The sequence below is a fragment of the Alteromonas naphthalenivorans genome, from assembly GCF_000213655.1.
GTDB classification, from domain to species: domain Bacteria; phylum Pseudomonadota; class Gammaproteobacteria; order Enterobacterales; family Alteromonadaceae; genus Alteromonas; species Alteromonas naphthalenivorans.
The window spans coordinates 1039281-1058404 of the sequence record NC_015554.1 but is presented as its reverse complement, the minus strand read 5'-3'; the positions used below and the strand labels follow the sequence as shown (position 1 = coordinate 1058404).

11 protein-coding genes, 2 tRNA genes and 3 rRNA genes are annotated in these 19124 nt (G+C 43.7%); 5 read left to right on the top strand and 11 right to left on the bottom strand.

Annotation, left to right across the window (positions count from 1 at the left end):
- Window positions 1–6: 6 nt before the first annotated feature.
- The 4 genes from apt to AMBT_RS04515 form a co-directional block, all read right to left on the bottom strand.
- Window positions 7–543, bottom strand: a complete 537-nt coding sequence (gene apt, locus AMBT_RS04530) for an adenine phosphoribosyltransferase (protein ID WP_013783400.1) — start codon at window positions 541–543, stop codon at window positions 7–9.
- 345 nt (window positions 544–888) lie between these two features.
- The gene (locus tag AMBT_RS04525; RefSeq protein WP_013783399.1) at window positions 889–1638 is read right to left on the bottom strand and encodes an HvfC family RiPP maturation protein; all 750 of its coding nucleotides are present in this window, start codon (window positions 1636–1638) and stop codon (window positions 889–891) included.
- Complete coding sequence (locus tag AMBT_RS04520) at window positions 1635–2486, bottom strand: HvfB family MNIO-type RiPP peptide maturase (protein ID WP_013783398.1); 852 nt, start codon at window positions 2484–2486, stop codon at window positions 1635–1637. The genes AMBT_RS04525 and AMBT_RS04520 overlap by 4 nt, the downstream gene beginning before the upstream one ends.
- A 70-nt stretch (window positions 2487–2556) precedes the next feature.
- On the bottom strand, window positions 2557–3093 hold the full coding sequence (locus AMBT_RS04515) for an HvfA family oxazolone/thioamide-modified RiPP metallophore (RefSeq protein ID WP_013783397.1): 537 nt from the start codon (window positions 3091–3093) through the stop codon (window positions 2557–2559).
- A 245-nt stretch (window positions 3094–3338) separates the two neighbouring features.
- On the opposite strand from AMBT_RS04515, the gene AMBT_RS04510 reads away from it, so the two are divergent.
- From AMBT_RS04510 to AMBT_RS04495, 3 genes are all read left to right on the top strand, one after another.
- Window positions 3339–6608, top strand: a complete 3270-nt coding sequence (locus AMBT_RS04510; RefSeq protein ID WP_041452766.1) for an nSTAND1 domain-containing NTPase — start codon at window positions 3339–3341, stop codon at window positions 6606–6608.
- A gap of 12 nt (window positions 6609–6620) precedes the next feature.
- Window positions 6621–6986, top strand: a complete 366-nt coding sequence (locus AMBT_RS04505; RefSeq protein ID WP_013783395.1) for a DP-EP family protein — start codon at window positions 6621–6623, stop codon at window positions 6984–6986.
- A gap of 339 nt (window positions 6987–7325) precedes the next feature.
- Window positions 7326–7658, top strand: coding sequence for a hypothetical protein (locus tag AMBT_RS04495; protein WP_013783393.1), 333 nt, complete (start codon window positions 7326–7328; stop codon window positions 7656–7658).
- A gap of 35 nt (window positions 7659–7693) precedes the next feature.
- Here AMBT_RS04495 and AMBT_RS04490 read toward each other — a convergent pair whose 3' ends face one another.
- The gene (locus AMBT_RS04490; protein WP_232363183.1) at window positions 7694–8650 is read right to left on the bottom strand and encodes a sensor domain-containing diguanylate cyclase; all 957 of its coding nucleotides are present in this window, start codon (window positions 8648–8650) and stop codon (window positions 7694–7696) included.
- A 492-nt stretch (window positions 8651–9142) separates the two neighbouring features.
- Here AMBT_RS04490 and AMBT_RS21845 point away from each other — a divergent pair, with 492 nt between their 5' ends.
- Complete coding sequence (locus tag AMBT_RS21845) at window positions 9143–9934, top strand: EF-hand domain-containing protein (RefSeq protein ID WP_013783391.1); 792 nt, start codon at window positions 9143–9145, stop codon at window positions 9932–9934.
- Between the two features lie 595 nt (window positions 9935–10529).
- Here the strand turns inward: AMBT_RS21845 and rrf are convergent.
- The 6 genes from rrf to pssA all read right to left on the bottom strand — a co-directional run bounded on the left by rrf (window position 10530) and on the right by pssA (window position 17907).
- Window positions 10530–10645 (bottom strand): 5S ribosomal RNA (rrf, locus tag AMBT_RS04480).
- 187 nt (window positions 10646–10832) lie between these two features.
- Window positions 10833–13825, bottom strand: a 23S ribosomal RNA gene (locus AMBT_RS04475).
- Between the two features lie 662 nt (window positions 13826–14487).
- A tRNA-Ile gene (locus AMBT_RS04470) sits at window positions 14488–14564 on the bottom strand.
- A 164-nt stretch (window positions 14565–14728) separates the two neighbouring features.
- Window positions 14729–14804: transfer RNA gene (locus AMBT_RS04465), tRNA-Ala, on the bottom strand.
- Window positions 14805–14905: 101 nt separating this feature from the next.
- Window positions 14906–16438, bottom strand: a 16S ribosomal RNA gene (locus AMBT_RS04460).
- Together the 16S, 23S and 5S rRNA genes with 2 tRNA genes alongside form the textbook arrangement of a ribosomal RNA operon.
- Before the next feature lie 635 nt (window positions 16439–17073).
- Window positions 17074–17907 carry a CDP-diacylglycerol--serine O-phosphatidyltransferase gene (gene pssA, locus AMBT_RS04455; RefSeq protein WP_013783389.1) on the bottom strand — a complete coding sequence of 278 codons (834 nt, stop codon included), beginning with the start codon at window positions 17905–17907 and terminating at the stop codon, window positions 17074–17076.
- A gap of 251 nt (window positions 17908–18158) precedes the next feature.
- Between pssA and xdp1 the strand changes: the two genes are divergently transcribed.
- Window positions 18159–19040 (top strand): exosortase-dependent surface protein XDP1, encoded by an 882-nt coding sequence (gene xdp1, locus AMBT_RS04450; RefSeq protein WP_013783388.1) that lies wholly within the window; start codon window positions 18159–18161, stop codon window positions 19038–19040.
- The last annotated feature ends 84 nt before the right edge of the window (window positions 19041–19124 follow it).

Below are 19124 nucleotides of genomic sequence, written 5' to 3'. Positions count from 1 at the left end.
TTATCCTTATTCGCCGTCGAACTCACAAAGCGTGAAGCTTTTGATACCCATCGCGGTTAGCTTTTCACGACCACCTAGTTCAGGTAAGCCGATAACAAAGCCAGCATGCTCAATGGTGCCGCCTAATGTTCGGATTAGCTTTGCTGATGCTTCGATGGTACCGCCAGTTGCTAACAAGTCGTCGATAAGTAAAACTTTATCGCCAGGCTGGATAGCATCTTTGTGGATTTCCAACGTATCAGTACCGTATTCAAGGTCGTAGGTTTCACTCACCACTTCACGGGGTAATTTGTTGGGTTTTCTTACTGGAACAAAACCAATGCCCATCTCGATGGCCAATGGTGCGCCGAATAAAAATCCGCGCGCTTCGGTTCCTGCTACTTTGTTGAATCCCATATCTTGGAATTCTTCAAGCAACAATGCGATACAACTACTGAAAGCCTTATGGTCTTCTAGTACGCTAGTAACATCTCTAAATAAAATACCTGGCTTTGGATAGTCAGGAACGGTTTTAACAACTGATTTTATATACTGTGCAGTCACAATTATGCCTTGAATGTCTGCGTTATAACCAGAAGGTAAACCAGCCGCAGATGATATGCATCAGCGGAAACGCGAGTAAAGTTACGATAGAAGCTAGAAAGTACCACTTATTGTAGACTTCTTTGAAATCTGAATTGTCTGCCATATGCACTACCTAAACAATTTAACTAACAAAAAAATGGTCGTAAATGTTAATCGAAAGCAGACCGGATTGACAGCGCTATTGTAGTCAATTGCCTACTTTCCCAACATTTAACAGCCAAAGCTATACACTCGCGTACAACTTTAGCCTTTCTGCACTTAAGTGCCAGTTAAAAACTGGTGATTTAGTGTTCAGCAAACTCCTCAACTAGGTAACAAAATACCTTTTTGCAGCATATCGCTTACTATTTGCTGCATACCTTGAAGCACAGTGTGTTCTGGTAGGTGGTTTAATTGCTTACAAAGCTGCTCGCCTAAGGCCTCTATTTCTATGCCTTGTTCGTGCTGTTCAATGGTATGCAATAAAACTGCAGTCAGCGGATTTAAATGCACAAATTCTACGTGCTGTTCTTCATTTCTATACACCACGTAGAACTGTTGCTCGGGTGCGGGGGTATCGGGAATATAGTCCATACCAATTAAGTGAACTGGGTATGCATATGAAGCAAGGGTTGCTAGCGGGGAAACGCTCACCTTTGTTACCTGTTCGCCAGCTTCAAAATACACCACCTTATGAGGAGTTTTTCGAATGCTGATATCTAATTCTAGCCATTCATAGTGGGCAAGTTCAGCGGCGAACTCAGGTAATTGAAATGCGAGTTCTGGGTTTGCTGACAAATACTCTACGAATTCTTTGCTAATGTCTGAAAAATACGGTGAACGGCTTTCGTGATGAATAAAAAAGGCGCGCACCAAATCATTCCAATTTTCTTCACTTACCAATGACTTTAACACCGGAAAACCTGTGCTTATAAAACCCATAATGTTATTAAAAAAAAGGGACTGATAAATATCCATGCGGCGTTTAATGTCAGCATTGTTTGTTTCAAACGAATCTGGATCTTTAATTGCGTTAACAAACTGTTGCTGGACGGTTTTAAAATTCTCGCTCATGCAGACTGCCCTGCAAAAACGGTTTGGTGATTTGCAATACTCTGGGCTTGTATCGCTTTAATACGCTGCACTTCTTTTACTAATACTTCCATCGCGGGAATATTAAAATCACGTTCTAATAATGTAGGGAATACGCCATGAGTTTCATAAGCGTGTTTTAGTAAATCCCATACGGGTTCAATAACATCAGCGCCATGGGTATCTACTTTTAAATCTGGGGCTTCATCGAAGTGCCCAGCAATATGACCATATACAATTTTATCGCTAGGTAAGCGGTTTATAAAATCGTAAGCATCATACTTGTGATTAATGCTATTTACATAAACGTTGTTTACATCAAGCAGTAACAAGCAACCTGACTCCGCTAGTACCGCATTGGTAAAATCTAGTTCAGACATTTCTTGCCCAGGCGCCAAATAATAAGACACATTTTCTAGCACCAATGGCCGCTCGATAATGTCTTGAACCTGCTTTATGCGGCCTACCACATGTTTAACTGCATCTTCTGTGAACGGTATTGGCATGAGATCGTACATATGCCCGTTACCAGAACAGTAACTTAAGTGCTCGCTATATAAATCGATATTGTGGGTGTCTAAAAAGTGCTTTACGGTTTTAACGAATTCGATATCAAGCTTGTCGCTACTACCGATAGAAAGGGACAAACCGTGTGTGGTAAAAGGCGCTTGTTGAATACTTTGGGCAAACTGGCGTTCGTATGTTCCCCCTAAAGGGATCCAGTTTTCGGGCGCAACTTCCCAAAAGTCGACCTCGCTAGGCAGTGTTGGTAACACTTCATCTAACATCTCGCGACGAAAACCTAAACCTGCACCTTGAATATGCTTCATTATTCCACCCCAATTTCACACTAAAAAGGCCATCGAATGACGGCCTTTTTATACTGCACTTGCCGTAGCGTTACATGCTACCGCATTTACCTTCACCACATTTTCCTTCTTTAGCTTTTTCCATTTTACCTTCAGCCATGCTAGCTGCCTTATCGCCACCGCACTTGCCTTCACCACACTTGCCTTCTTTGGCTTTTTCCATTTTACCTTCAGCCATACTAGCTGCTTTATCGCCACCGCACTTGCCTTCACCACACTTGCCTTCTTTGGCTTTTTCCATTTTACCTTCAGCCATGCTAGCTGCTTTATCGCCGCCGCACTTGCCTTCACCACATTTACCTTCGGTTGCTTTCGCCGCTTTGTCGCCACCACACTTACCTTCGCCGCACTTACCTTCAGCTGCTTTGCCATCTGCAGATTTGGCAGCTTTATCACCACCGCACTTGCCTTCGCCGCATTTACCTTCAGCAGCGAATTGGCTATAGCCAGATTCTAATGACTGCATTGAAAATGGGTTAACTTCAGCCATAGCAACCGTAGATGCTAACGAGCCAATAACAACCGCACCGAGTGCCGTAGCAACAGAAGATTTTTTAATTTGTTTCATTTTATCTACCCTCAAAAGTATAAGTCTGGTTTTAACGTGCGGTAAGCACGTGTAGTAGTATAGACCTAGGGGGTGAGGATCAAATTTCACTTTTTGTTAATATTTTTTATATTATTAAAATTTAAAGGTATTTTTAGTTAACTTTTATAGTTCCAATGTAGTGCTAACTCAGCGTAACTCGTTTACCTTACAACTAAAGTAGGTTAGGTTTGTTCTGATTGGTTTCTTTTGAGCAAATTGAATACATGTTGAAGCAATTTTATTTGGGCGACTGGCAAGTAGAGCCAGCCTCAAACACCCTTATATTAGGTAAAACGAAGCGCACCGTTGAACCCAAAGCAATGGACGTTCTATTGCTATTGTGTCAGCAAGCGGGTGAAGTGGTTAGCGCCGACGACATTATTACCCAGTGCTGGCCAGACGCGCCCGTTGGCGATAACCCTATTCATAAAACCATAACCCAATTACGTAAAGCATTAGGTGATAAAGCCAGTGCCCCTTCTTTTATAGAAACCATACGTAAACGAGGTTATCGGGTTATTGCCGATGTTCAGTTTTTAGAAGATGAACAAACACGTGCCGCCGAAACCGATTGGCAGGGTCAATCTCCGTTCCCTGGTTTAACCGCGTTTACGCAACAAGAAAGCCAAGTGTATTACGGTAGAAATGCGGCAGTAAAAAATTTACTGGCTAGGCTTTCGGATCAATTTACCAAAAAACGCCCTTTTACCCTTATTATCGGCCCTAGCGGTTCAGGTAAAAGCTCGTTAGTGCACGCAGGTTTATTACCTAGGTTATTAAACAACAAGGGCGCCAATGGTGTTCATGCCATCGATTACGCCAGTATTGATATTGCAGATATTCAGACGGCACAGATTGTGGAAGAACTTGCCGCCTGTATGTTAGATTGGGATATCAACGATGCCCCGTTGTTTGAAGGGGAAAGTGCCGATTCATTAGCGGCAAAACTGAAACGCGACCCTAAGCCGGTTATTCATTTAGCGAAAACTAAACTTACAACTGCAAGCCAGTACAATAACGTCGCTTTCCCTTGCTATGTAATAGTACTCGATCGCCTTGAAGCCTATTTGGCCACTAACCATGTTGATAGTACCCAAAAGGAAGCGGTGTTTACGCTGCTTGAAGCATTAGCAGAAAGTGGCTTCATTTTAATGCTTTTAGTATGTCGGAATGATTTTTACCATCACTTAGCTGCCTACCCCACCCTAATGAAAAATAAAGAGCGTGGAGCACATTTCGACCTTACGCCCCCTTCGGCCAGTGAATTAAGCCAAATGATACGCCTTCCAGCTATTGCCGCAGGGCTAGAGTGGGAAGAAGATAACCATACCGATGTTACGTTAGACGACATTATACTTACCGATGCCGCGGCAGAACCCAACTGTCTTCCATTATTACAATACACCTTACAAGAACTGTACTTGCAGCGAACAGCCAACTTGCTGCAAGTTAGTACCTACAAACAGTTGGGCGGTATAGAAGGCGCAATTGGCCACAAAGCTGAACAGCTTTACCAACAGATGCCGGTGTTAGTGAAAACTGCACTCGACCGCGTGCTTCCTCTAATTGTAACGCTTACCCAAGATGGCAGTAACTTAACCAGCCGCACCGCATTGTGGAGTGAGCTTAGTAACGATAACGAGAAAAACTTTGTCGAGCTAATGGTAGAGCATCGGTTATTTGTATCGCACCTTTATCAAGACAAAGCCTGCTTTAAAGTGGCGCATGAAGCCGTCCTTAGGCGCTGGCAGCGAGTACAAGGTTGGATTCAACAACACCAAAGCGCGCTGGTAAGCAAAGGCAGATTAGAACAACAAACCAAACAATGGCTGCAAGATAACAAAAGTAAGGCGTTTTTACTTACACAAGGTAAGCCCTTAACTGATGCTTTGGCGTTAAAAGCCGACACTAGCTTAACACTGACGAATGACGAATTAGCGCTCATTCGGGCGTCACAGAAAACGGTGCAACGCAAACGGGTTATTCGCGGGGTTACCTTTGCAGCCCTTGCTTGTTTAACCGTAGTTTCATTTGGTGCCATGCTACAAAGTCAGCAATCGCAACAACTGGCCGAAAGGAAGCGATTAGAAGCTGAAAATTTAATGGGCTATATGATAGGTGACTTTGCCAATAAACTACGTAGCGTAAAACGTATGGACTTATTGGAAGGTATCAGCGAACAAGCACTGAGTTATGTTGAACAAGCTCAGCAAACGAGTGAATATGGATTTTTTACCATTAGCCCGCCAAAAGCGAGTTTCGAATTGCGTTTTCAACATGCGCTTTCACTGCAAGCTATGGCAGAAGTACGATTTTATAGAGACGATGTAGCCACCGCGAAAGAAGCTTACGAAGAAGCCGATGTACATATAAAGGCGCTGTTGAGCGATGCACCCAATCACTTCGAGCTACTTAAAGCCGCGGGTGCAAACGCATTTTGGTTGGGCCACATCGCTTATAACGATGGCTTGATGGACATAGCCAGAACGGCATTCGAGCGTTACTTAGCTTATAGCGAACGTATGCTATCAATAGCCCCAGACAATACAGACGCTATGCTAGAAGTGGCCTACGCACAAAACTCTTTGGGCTCTCTTGAATATGAAAACTTCGAATTTAGTAAGTCGATTGAATACTTCAGTGCATCACTAAAGCTCAAACAATATATCGCTGAACAAAACCCTGATGATCTTGATGCTCAACTTTATGCTGCCGATACCCTGTCGTGGATAGCGTCGGCTACTGTTCATACTGGGGAATATGAAAAAGCTTATGGATTGTACGAGGATGCTGAACAAGCTTTTGAAGATATATATATACTTCATAGTTCTAATGCTGCCGCCATTGAACCTTATGTTGCAGTTCTTGTTCAAAAAGCGCTCTTAGCTAAAAAGTTAATGCTGAAAAAAAACTACGGCACAACACTAGAGAAAAGTTATATAATTGTAAAACAGGCGATCTCGCAAGATATTAACAACAGTGAATGGCAATTGGCTTTTTTTCGTATAGAAGCACTTTTACTAGTAAGTGATTCAAGTTTTAAAAGCTCTATTGATGCTCAGCAGGTATTAGCCAAGGTAATTGCATCTAATGCAGAATGGATACTTTTTCCCTTAATTGAATACTTTCAAATGAATTCGCACTGGGAAATTATTACTCAAATTCAAAAATATATACGCTCAATTACCCCAGAAATTATTGAGTCTTCATTAAAGTCCCGTGAGCCAAGCTTTACAGAATATAGTTTAAAAACAAAAAAAATATTATCTCAATTTATTAGAAGTGAAAACATTTTTACCGATGAGCGCAAAAGTTTACTTTGTCATGAGCTTCAACTTACCACATCGAAAATCGTCGAAAAATCTTATCACCCCGATGCAATTTTACCGCATTTTTTTGCGAGTCAATGTACTAACAATACTTCTAAAATAAATGGTACTTTGAAAGCTCACGCAAAAACTTTGACCAAACCTTTCTACTTTGATTATTTATAAAAGGAATAAAATATGTCTAATCCAACACCGATATTTCAGTTTATGGTTTCAGTATTTACGGACGAAACTCCACCTCGATATGCTATTTATGATACCTCAGGCAACCCTGCAACAGGTAATGTAACAGTAACTGAGTCCAGTAGCATGATAATGTATACTTTGAAGAAAGAGTCTAGCGATTTACAATTCGTGGGCCCAGTCATATCTGGTGATTTAGATAATGACTTGACTTACAGTATAACTGAAGATGGGCAAACCATTATCTTTGTAGATTCAGACTCAGCAACAGAAAGTATTTGCATGAAACTAGTTACAGCACCTAAGTCGAGCGTTTATACCAGTCAAGATCCACAAATCATTAATAAACAGAAAAATTAATTTTATAGAATTGGCGGCTGTTAGCTGCCAATTCTGGTTTAAAATGCGCTTTAATATCTGAGGACTTACTTAAGCCTCCCTGTTTTTATTCTATACACCAAACAATACTGATATAGTTTTTATGCGCTACTAAAAGTAGCGTATTTAATATTCAATTTTTGAAGGGAATAAAAATGAAGTCTATATATAAGAATAGTAAAATATTGCTTAAACCATTGTTTTTTTTTAGCGGTACTACTCTCTTTCTCAACGTTAGCACAAGAAGCCACATCAACAATAAATTCAACTGAAGCGACTAACACGGCCACCTTTACCTTACAGCTTTGGGCACCAGATGAAGTGCCGCCTTCCGATGCCAAACATGTGGAAATTGGTGAAGGCTACTACTATCGCTACACACCCGAAGCTATTGCATTTGATAGCAATACCAATCGTAAATTGAATATCGAATTTTCGCCCGCTTTAAATGACCGTTACGCCTTTCGTTGGGTTACCGCAACCAGCCCTGGTGATGTAACTTTAGAGGATAAAACCGATGCCAGCATTCACATTGGTGTTGATGACGGTGACGATGTTGCCGACGACATCTACATAGAAGTATGGGTACTTGATACCCAAACCGGCGAACGGTTCATGTGTGATCCACAAATTATAAATAGAAAACCAGTTTAAAAATTTAGGGCTTCGTGAGGAAGCCCCATTCTATTTCACAAAAAACAAATCTGATCTCTTCCCTGAGACTTAGCCTGATAAAGCAATGTATCAGCCGCGTTCAACAAACCTTCTTTTGAACTGTAGCGATTCTCCATTTGCGTTGCCACACCCATGCTTACTGTTAACTCTGATTCTTGCGATAACGCAAACTGCCTGGTACTTAATTGCGATATATGTCGCTTAATACGTATCGCTAATAATTGGGCGGTCTGTGCTGAACATCGGGGCAACACCAAGGCAAACTCCTCACCGCCATAGCGTGCGGCTAAGGTATCGCGATTAGGAAGGCTTAACGAAATAGTTTCCCCTATTCTCTTTAAGCATCTATCCCCCGCTATATGGCCATATTGGTCGTTGAAGTCTTTAAAGTGGTCGATATCAATAAATATAATACTTAGAGGTACATCGTCTTGCTCGCAAACATCCCACTGTTTATCAAGGTATTCGGCAAACCTATGGCGGTTAGCTAGCCCTGTTAAATAGTCGGTATTAGCTTTGTGTAATAGCGAACCATACTCTGCCTTGTGAAGCGTAAGGTCGCGGAGTATACAAAGATACAGTGTATTAGCCGATGAGAATGCTTCTGGTAACGTTGATATCGACATTTCAACACACACATGTGTTTGGTTGTCTTTGTCTGCTTGAAGGTTAACTTCCATAGGAGGGGCGGAAATTAAACCTCTTTGGCCTGCATCTAAGCTCTCAATAACATAAGTTTGAGACTTACCCGTATCATCTATAACTAGCTCAAGTAAATTATGTCCTAGCAATTTGTCTTTTTCTATTCCCAGTAATGAGGCGGATGTAGAGTTAAGCATTTCAATAGTGCCGTTAACATCTATAACGACAACTGCTTCATTGAGAAAATTAATCATGCGCGAAAGTGAAGAATCCTGGTAAAAGTTAAAAAGCTTTTCTGTGGGTTTTTTACTAATATTTTTACTAAGCATTGTTGAAAACATTCCTTATCCCCTAGCTTTGGGCTGTATTGATGGAACAAAGATTACGGAAAATTTTCGAATTAAACCTTCTGGTTACCTTACGAATTAACACACTGATTTAATTGCAAATTTCAGAGTCAGGAAGGTTAAATCTCGAACCAATTAAGAAGGGCATGAAGCTTTTAAGCGGGAATATCTGGGCTATGTAACACAGTGCATATATTTCACAGCTTGTGTCTTTTTAACACTTTATTTACCTATGTCGTTCAGGCAAATAAATAAAAGTGCATTTAAATCAATATATTAACGTTTGGCACAAAGTATGAATTATAAATCAGGAATGAAACAGTGTGATTTACTAAACAGGAATAAAGATATGTAGGAGTAGAAGCACGGAAATACCTTCGTGCCTTTTAGATTGTCGTCAATACCGTGAACGGTTTCGGCATTCACTTCTCATATTTAACCCAAAGCATTACACATGCAAAGAAGGAATTTATTATGAAAAAGCTAACGTTAGCAATGGTTATTGGCGCAGTAATGTCTACTTCCGCGTTCGCTGCCCATCATGAATCTAGAATAACCTCAGACTTTGAGGCACTAGATGCAAATGGCGACGGCATGCTTTCCAAGGAAGAGGTTAAGGGAAGTATTACTGAAGAGACTATGTCTAAAATAGACTCAGACAGTGATGATATGATTAACCACTCTGAGTTTACTGCCTACATAAAGTCTAAACCTGAAAGGTTTACTGACGAATTAGTGGTTAAAGAAAAAACAAACCACGATGGTAAAGCCGATAGCGCACACCATCCCATGGACAAGAAAGAGGCTATGGGCACAGATGGCGATGTAATTAGCGAAGCAAATAAAGAACTCCGCTCTGAAACGAAAACCAATGCAAACCATGATTCAATGAGCAAGACATCCGCTATGGCTAAACATGAATCCATGGGCGCAGACGGCGACGTAATTAGTGAACAAAATAGAGAAATGCGTTCTGAAATGAAAACTAGCGACACACAACACTCGATGAAACATGGTGAAGCCATCGACGAAACGGGTGCTGTGATCAGTGAAAAGAACAACACATTACGTACAGAAGTTACGGATGCTGCGAATATGCGATTCGATGAAGCCGATGCTAATAAAGATGGTGAACTATCTAAACGTGAAATTGAAAACGCAGGTATTAAAGGTGATTTCATGACCATGGATAAAGATGGCAACGAACTTATTACTCGTATGGAATACCGTAGATATTTTGAAGAAATTAAGACAATGGGCCAGTAATACTAAGCTTAATAGTCGCCTAGTTTAAGCCCCGCCCCTGCGGGGCTTTTTATTGCCTGTTCACTTTCTTACAAGCATAAAAAAAGGCTATCCGTTAGGATAGGCTTCGTTGTGAAGCAATCGTTGTGAAGCAATCGTTGTGAAGCAATCGTTGTGAAGCAATCGTTGTGAAGCAATCGTTGTGAAGCAATCGTTGTGAAGCAATTTCTTCGAATGGGATTGCTTCACAACGAACTATGGCAGTGTGGAGGGCCACCCCGTGCTAACTCTGGCAACCATTTCATGGCTTGCACGTTGTCCCATGGGGCTGGGCCACACTAGCTGGGCCACACTGGCTGGGCCGGTCACCGGAACCCCGCACTATCCCCACGCCAGTTACTGGCCGCCGAGTCTCGGCATGCGCTAATACGTTTCACTTCAGAGTTCGGTGGCTCATATACCACTGGGTGCAGAATCATGATGCTTTTTTGGAATGAGCGCGCAAGGAGGACCTGCAGTACGCTCAGTTTTTTACTACGGCGTAACTGCTAATATTATTTTCTATTAGACATAAAAAAAGCCCTTATCATACGATAAGGGCTTTCTTCGAATGGGAGCTTGGCAGTGTGCTACTCTCACATGGGGAAACCCCACACTACCATCGCCGCTAATACGTTTCACTTCTGAGTTCGGAATGGGATCAGGTGGTACCGTATCGCTATGGCTGCCAAGCAAAAACTTTTGCAAACGTTAGTTTGCGTAATACCGACTTATTTAGTCCATATTACTTTAATAATTAACAATTTAGGAATTCTGATATTCACGTAATCAATCTTTTGAGCACTGAGTACTACTACTCTCGTTGCTTTAATCAGCTTTGTCTTACAACACTCAAGATATAAAGCCTCTTGGGCGTTGTATGGTTAAGCCTCTCGGGCAATTAGTACAGGTTAGCTTAACGCCTTACAACGCTTCCACATCCTGCCTATCAACGTCATCGTCTATAACAACCCTTCCGGACTTTAAAAGTCAGGGATGACTCATCTTTGGGCCGGCTTCCCGCTTAGATGCTTTCAGCGGTTATCCGTTCCGAACGTAGCTACCGGGCAATGCCATTGGCATGACAACCCGAACACCAGCGGTTCGTCCACTCCGGTCCTCTCGTACTAGGAGCAGCTCCCATCAATCATCCAACGCCCACACCAGATAGGGACCGAACTGTCTCACGACGTTCTAAACCCAGCTCGCGTACCACTTTAAATGGCGAACAGCCATACCCTTGGGACCGACTTCAGCCCCAGGATGTGATGAGCCGACATCGAGGTGCCAAACACCGCCGTCGATATGAACTCTTGGGCGGTATCAGCCTGTTATCCCCGGAGTACCTTTTATCCGTTGAGCGATGGCCCTTCCATACAGAACCACCGGATCACTATGACCTACTTTCGTACCTGCTCGACGTGTCTGTCTCGCAGTTAAGCTAGCTTATGCCATTGCACTAACCTCACGATGTCCGACCGTGATTAGCTAACCTTCGTGCTCCTCCGTTACTATTTGGGAGGAGACCGCCCCAGTCAAACTACCCACCAGACACTGTCCATAATCCCGATAAGGGACCAATGTTAGAACATCAAACATACAAGGGTGGTATTTCAAGGACGGCTCCACACAATCTAGCGACTGTGCTTCGAAGCCTCCCACCTATCCTACACATGTAGGTTCAATGTTCAGTGCCAAGCTGTAGTAAAGGTTCACGGGGTCTTTCCGTCTAGGTGCGGGTACACAGCATCTTCACTGCGATTTCAATTTCACTGAGTCTCGGGTGGAGACAGCGTGGCCATGGTTACACCATTCGTGCAGGTCGGAACTTACCCGACAAGGAATTTCGCTACCTTAGGACCGTTATAGTTACGGCCGCCGTTTACCGGGGCTTCGATCAAGAGCTTCTCCGAAGATAACCCCATCAATTAACCTTCCGGCACCGGGCAGGTGTCACACCCTATACGTCCTCTTGCGAGTTAGCAGAGTGCTGTGTTTTTAATAAACAGTCCCAGCCACCTGGTCACTGCGGCCCTCATCTGCTCAAGGAGCAAGTCCTATCACAAACAAGGGCGTACCTTCTCCCGAAGTTACGGTACAATTTTGCCGAGTTCCTTCACCCGAGTTCTCTCAAGCGCCTTAGTATTCTCTACCTGACCACCTGTGTCGGTTTGGGGTACGGTTCATATAATCATAAGTTTAGAAGCTTTTCCTGGAAGCAGGGCATCAACAACTTCACCACCGTAGTGGCTCGTCTCGCATCTCAGCTTTAAGAATCCGGATTTACCTAAATTCTCGGCCTACTTGCTTTCACTTGGACAACCAACGCCAAGCTTGCTTAGCCTTCTCCGTCCCTCCATCACTGATTATATAAGTACGGAAATATTAATCCGTTTCCCATCGACTACGCATTTCTGCCTCGCCTTAGGGGCCGACTTACCCTGCCCTGATTAGCATGGGACAGGAAACCTTGGTCTTCCGGCGTGGGAGTTTTTTCACTCCCATTATCGTTACTCATGTCAGCATTCGCACTTGTGATATGTCCAGCAGACTTCTCAATCCACCTTCATCCACTTACACAACGCTCCCCTACCATACGTGTAAACACGTATCCGCAGCTTCGGTATATTGCTTAGCCCCGTTACATCTTCCGCGCAGGCCGACTCGACTAGTGAGCTATTACGCTTTCTTTAAAGGGTGGCTGCTTCTAAGCCAACCTCCTAGCTGTCTATGCCTTCCCACATCGTTTCCCACTTAGCAATATTTTGGGACCTTAGCTGGCGGTCTGGGTTGTTTCCCTCTTCACGACGGACGTTAGCACCCGCCGTGTGTCTCCCGGATAGTTCTCATTGGTATTCGGAGTTTGCAAAGGGTTGGTAAGTCGGGATGACCCCCTAGCCTTAACAGTGCTCTACCCCCAATGGAATTCGTCCGAGGCTCTACCTAAATAGATTTCGGGGAGAACCAGCTATCTCCCGGTTTGATTGGCCTTTCACCCCCAGCCACAAGTCATCCCCTAACTTTTCAACGTTAGTGGGTTCGGTCCTCCAGTTGATGTTACTCAACCTTCAACCTGCCCATGGCTAGATCACCGGGTTTCGGGTCTATACCTAGCAACTAAAACGCGCAGTTAACACTCGCTTTCGCTACGGCTCCGCTATTCGCTTAACCTTGCTACTAAATATAAGTCGCTGACCCATTATACAAAAGGTACGCAGTCACCCCATCACTAAGCACCCTGCTTGATTTTTGGCGGTTTACCGTTGGCTGCTTCGCAGGTCAACGCTAACGCTTATCAAACGGTTGTACTTTGTGAGTCACATCACTAAAGGCACTTAGTGATGGGGCTCCCACTGCTTGTACGTATACGGTTTCAGGTTCTATTTCACTCCCCTCACAGGGGTTCTTTTCGCCTTTCCCTCACGGTACTGGTTCACTATCGGTCAGTTAGGAGTATTTAGCCTTGGAGGATGGTCCCCCCATATTCAGTCAAGATAACACGTGTCCCGACCTACTCGATTTCACAAAAACAAACACTTCGTGTACAGGGCTATCACCTTGTATCGCGCCACTTCCCAGAGGCTTCCACTACGTTCATAATTGCTTAAGGGCTAATCCCCGTTCGCTCGCCGCTACTAGGGGAATCTCGGTTGATTTCTTTTCCTAAGGGTACTTAGATGTTTCAGTTCCCCTCGTTCGCCTCGTTACACTATATATTCATGTAACGATACCTATAAATAGGTGGGTTTCCCCATTCGGACATCTGTGGCTCAAATGCATTTTGTCGGCTCACCACAGCTTTTCGCAGACTTACACGTCCTTCATCGCCTCTAACTGCCAAGGCATCCACCGTATACGCTTAGTCACTTAACCATACAACCCCAAATGGCCTTCGTTAACACTTCCTATTCTTCCTAAATTTCCTCGTTCGCTCAGTTACATACTAAAAGTATGTGTCTTCGCTTACTCGTCGATTTAGTCGACTAGAAACTGTTACCTCGACCATTGCACTAATAACCTTATAAATAAGAATATTAAAACAATGATTGAGCGAAGCGCTCTCCCGCCTTTTGAAATCAGGACTGGATGAGATCTAACTCAGTTGTATGCATGACAAGCTAATCGTGAAATTGCCTTGCTATCTTCTTGCTAATCGGACTTGCCGATTGGCACGCTTTTCAACGCTTTTTCGATAACAAGCAATTCAAGTCAAGTAGAGTAGTAAGTACGTCTTTCGACTTCTCAATTACTCAAATTTTGATTGATTTACTAATTAAATATCAGCTTTCCAAATTGTTAAAGAACGTAGGAGATTTCATGCTAAAAGCATTAATTTCTTCCTTAGAGTAAAAAACCCTAATCAATGCCTACTCATTTGAGTAAATATTCATTAGGATTTCGATCCGATGACACTATCTACGGCATATCGAGTTTGTGGCCAGTTCGCTTGGTGCGGGTAGTTTCAACGCGAGAAACGCAGTGTGCGCTAGCACATGAGTATCGCAACGATTGGAAATAACAAAACCAAGTAGAAATGGTAGGCTTGGGCAGACTTGAACTGCCGACCTCACCCTTATCAGGGGTGCGCTCTAACCAGCTGAGCTACAAGCCTATTACTTGCTTCTGCTTTTTGCCCTATGCTGCGCCTCTTGTTCGTCGCTTGTTCAGTCACATACTAAAGTATGCTCCCTCACGCACTCCTCATTCAGCTTGCCTAGAACAAAAATCATTGCAATTAATTGCTTTGATTTAGCTCTGTTTGGACTAACGTGCAGATGGTGGAGCTAAGCAGGATCGAACTGCTGACCTCCTGCGTGCAAGGCAGGCGCTCTCCCAGCTGAGCTATAGCCCCATTTTCTGTATAACTACAAAAAAACTTCGTGTCGTTCTTCATTTAATAACAAAACAATCTGTGTAGGCACTACACTAACAATGTCACCATCGACATTTTGGTAAGGAGGTGATCCAACCCCAGGTTCCCCTAGGGTTACCTTGTTACGACTTCACCCCAGTCATGAAACACAAAGTGGTAATCGTTCTCCCGAAGGTTAAACTAACTACTTCTTTTGCATCCCACTCCCATGGTGTGACGGGCGGTGTGTACAAGGCCCGGGAACGTATTCACCGCAGTATTCTGACCTGCGATTACTAGCGATTCCGACTTCATGGAGTCGAGTTGCAGACTCCAATCCGGACTACGACATACTTTAAGGGGTCCGCTCCACATCACTGTCTCGCATCCCTCTGTATATGCCATTGTAGCACGTGTGTAGCCCTACACGTAAGGGCCATGATGACTTGACGTCGTCCCCACCTTCCTCCGGTTTGTCACCGGCAGTCTCCTTAGAGTGCCCAACTAAATGCTGGCAACTAAGGACAAGGGTTGCGCTCGTTGCGGGACTTAACCCAACATCTCACGACACGAGCTGACGACAGCCATGCAGCACCTGTGTTTGAGTTCCCGAAGGCACGAAACTATCTCTAGTAACTTCTCAACATGTCAAGTGTAGGTAAGGTTCTTCGCGTTGCATCGAATTAAACCACATGCTCCACCGCTTGTGCGGGCCCCCGTCAATTCATTTGAGTTTTAACCTTGCGGCCGTACTCCCCAGGCGGTCTACTTATCGCGTTAGCTTCGCTACTCACGGCTTAAAGCCACAAACAGCTAGTAGACAGCGTTTACGGTGTGGACTACCAGGGTATCTAATCCTGTTCGCTACCCACACTTTCGCACATGAGCGTCAGTCTTTGGCCAGGGAGTCGCCTTCGCCACTGATGTTCCTCCAGATATCTACGCATTTCACCGCTACACCTGGAATTCCACTCCCCTCTCCAAGACTCTAGTCTGCCAGTTCTAAATGACCGTCCCAGGTTGAGCCCGGGGCTTTCACATCTAGCTTAACAAACCGCCTGCGTGCGCTTTACGCCCAGTAATTCCGATTAACGCTCGCACCCTCCGTATTACCGCGGCTGCTGGCACGGAGTTAGCCGGTGCTTCTTCTGTTGTTAACGTCACGGCTAGCAGGTATTAACTACTAACTTTTCCTCACAACTGAAAGTGCTTTACAACCCGAAGGCCTTCTTCACACACGCGGCATGGCTGCATCAGGGTTTCCCCCATTGTGCAATATTCCCCACTGCTGCCTCCCGTAGGAGTCTGGGCCGTGTCTCAGTCCCAGTGTGGCTGATCTTCCTCTCAGAACAGCTAGAGATCGTTGCCTTGGTGAGCCTTTACCTCACCAACTAGCTAATCTCACTTGGGCCTCTCTTTGCGCCGGAGCCGAAGCCCCGTTTGGTCCGTAGACATTATGCGGTATTAGCAGTCGTTTCCAACTGTTATCCCCCTCGCAAAGGCAAGTTCCCAAGCATTACTCACCCGTCCGCCACTCGACATCATCTAGCAAGCTAGATATGTTTCCGTTCGACTTGCATGTGTTAGGCCTGCCGCCAGCGTTCAATCTGAGCCATGATCAAACTCTTCAATTAAATATATCGAATATGAATCGTCGTTGTGTGACACTCTTAATGAGTGCCCACACAGATTGTCTTGTTATAAATTGTTAAAGAACTATCGTGCAAAAATCATAATGCGAAGCATTCTGTTTTTGCGCAAGGAGGACTAACACTACATATAGTTGCTTAGACTTCCTCACCTCACCCGAACGGCCGTTGCCTTTTCGATGAGCGCTTCTCTTCGAAGCGGATGCGCATTCTACGCGTTTCGTTTTCAGTGTCAACGTTTTTCGTAAATTTCTTTTCGAACCGTTGTTAACCCCAAAGAGTTAATGAAAACTGCTTTTCCAGTGTTGTTACCAACTCCTTGAAGCGAGGCGCGCATTCTACGCGTTTCGGTTTTCATGTCAACACTTTCAGAAAATTAATTTCAAAAGCATTTCGTTGTAAACCTCGCCAGCACTGCCTTTCAAGCTGTAGTGACTTGCTTGGCCAGTGTAAGTTATTTTACTTTCCTGTCGAAGCGGATGCGCATTCTAGAGATTTCTGAGGCAAGGTCAACCTCTTTTTAATAATTCATAAAAAAAGCGACCTAGAAGGTCGCTTTTTAGTCGTTTGGTATATTAATACAACTAACTCATCACTATTAATGACTGAGAGGCGTGTTTTTACACTTTATTAGACGACTCTTCGTCTTGCTGCCCTTCGCTACTATCAACAGTATCGGTCGTACTATTAGCATCAGCATCAAAGTCTGCATCTTCTTCTTGCTCACCTACTACGTCGTTCAACGTAACTTTATCGACGGTTCTAAATGTATTGATTGGGCCAGCAAGCGCGTAAAGAGAAAACACAATAAAGAGTACTAAAGCAGGCTCTGTTGCTACCACCACAAATATAAGTAGCACAATAAGCAGCCCTACGAAAGGAACCTTCCCATGCCAATTCAATTCTTTGAAAGAATTGTATTTGAAGTTACTCACCATTAGTAGGCCAGCGAAACCAGTAACTAATGCCACTACAATTCCGTAGTCTGTACCTACAGCATCATATTCAACGCCTACCCAGACTAAGCCAGCAACTACTGCTGCTGCAGCTGGGCTAGCCAAGCCTTGGAAGAAGCGTTTATCGGCAATACCAACCTGCGTATTAAATCGTGCTAAACGTAAAGCGGCACCTGCCACATAAACAAAGGCTGCTAACCAACCGAATTTACCGAGCTCAGTTAAGCCCCAGTTGTATGCGACTAACGCTGGCGCCATACCAAATGAAACCATATCGGCCATTGAGTCATATTCAGCACCGAAATCGCTTTGCGTATTCGTCATACGCGCAACCCGGCCATCTAATCCATCAAAAACCATAGCAACAAATATAGCTACAGCTGCTGCTTCAAATCTTCCTGTCATCGAAGACACTACTGCAAAAAAGCCTGAAAATAGACCTGCAGTGGTTAGTAGATTGGGAAGAAGATAAATCCCTTTTCGCTTTTGTTCAGACATAAGTCCTCATATATACATAAATAACTAATTCAATTATTTCATAGTTCATTGCTGGCGCATAGATAACATTCTTAGTCAGTCTTTAACCGCAACTGATATGTAGGTATTTAACCATATACGTAACGTCGCTCCCCGTTTAGTTATCATATACGCATCATGTTGAAGTTCACGATGTCTACTCTGCCTGTAAAAAGTAGAGCTAAATATCGTACGAACTACACCTTTATATATTTAAAGAAGGTCTAGTTATAATGCGTTTACTTAATGTATCAATACTTACCGCGGGCTTTATTGGTTTAACCCTATTGCCACTTTCCGCTGCTGAAGCAGGTTCTAACAAATGGCATAATTCCGACTACTCAGGGTGCAGCTCAAATAATAGCTCATCTAACAACGATTTATGCGAATCTGCTTTAGGCGAGAATATCTATGACCTCGTTGATGATGGCGTACAATCAGGAACAGATCCTCTCAATAGCACCATTTCGGTTAACGGGGTAAACATTTCTGTCTCCGCTTGGTCCGACACCTACGGTAAAAACGATGACCTTGTTGTAGATGCGAAGTTAGAAAAAATCTCTGACTACTATGGGTACGGTGTAACAAATGATGATTGGGAAACTTACTATAACCCTGATCACGCTATAGACAATGTAAATAAAGTAAACGGTAACGTCACAGACTTCGATTTCGTTTTGTTGTCATTCGACCAGGCCGTTTCAGTAACAGGCGCAAGCTTTTCCTGGCTATACAGCAACAGCGACTCACAAGTATCTGTGGCCGCACTTGATTCCATTTCAGGTTTAACCTCAGGCAGTCAAACCTGGAGCGATATTGTTGCAGATGCACTGACAACTGCCTCTTATGATATAGAAAATTGTGACTATGTAGAACATAGGGCAGATTTCGATATTTCAGACACTTCCCAGTATTGGTTAATCGGTGCTTATAATACAGTTTTTGAAAATATCGGAGGTTATATTGGAAATGATGCCTTTAAGCTTTCATCAGTTGGATTTTCTGTAGCAAATGATAGTCCACCGGCCCCCTCAGCTGAAGTGAGTGAGCCAACCACGTTAGGCTTATTGCTCGCAGGTGTTTTTCTTGTTGCTTGGCGTAGAAAACAGCTTTGAATGGCGCTTACGTAAGAAGTGCTACTTTAGTTTAAAACTGACAGGTATTACCTGTCAGTTTTTTTTACTACCATTAAAACAACA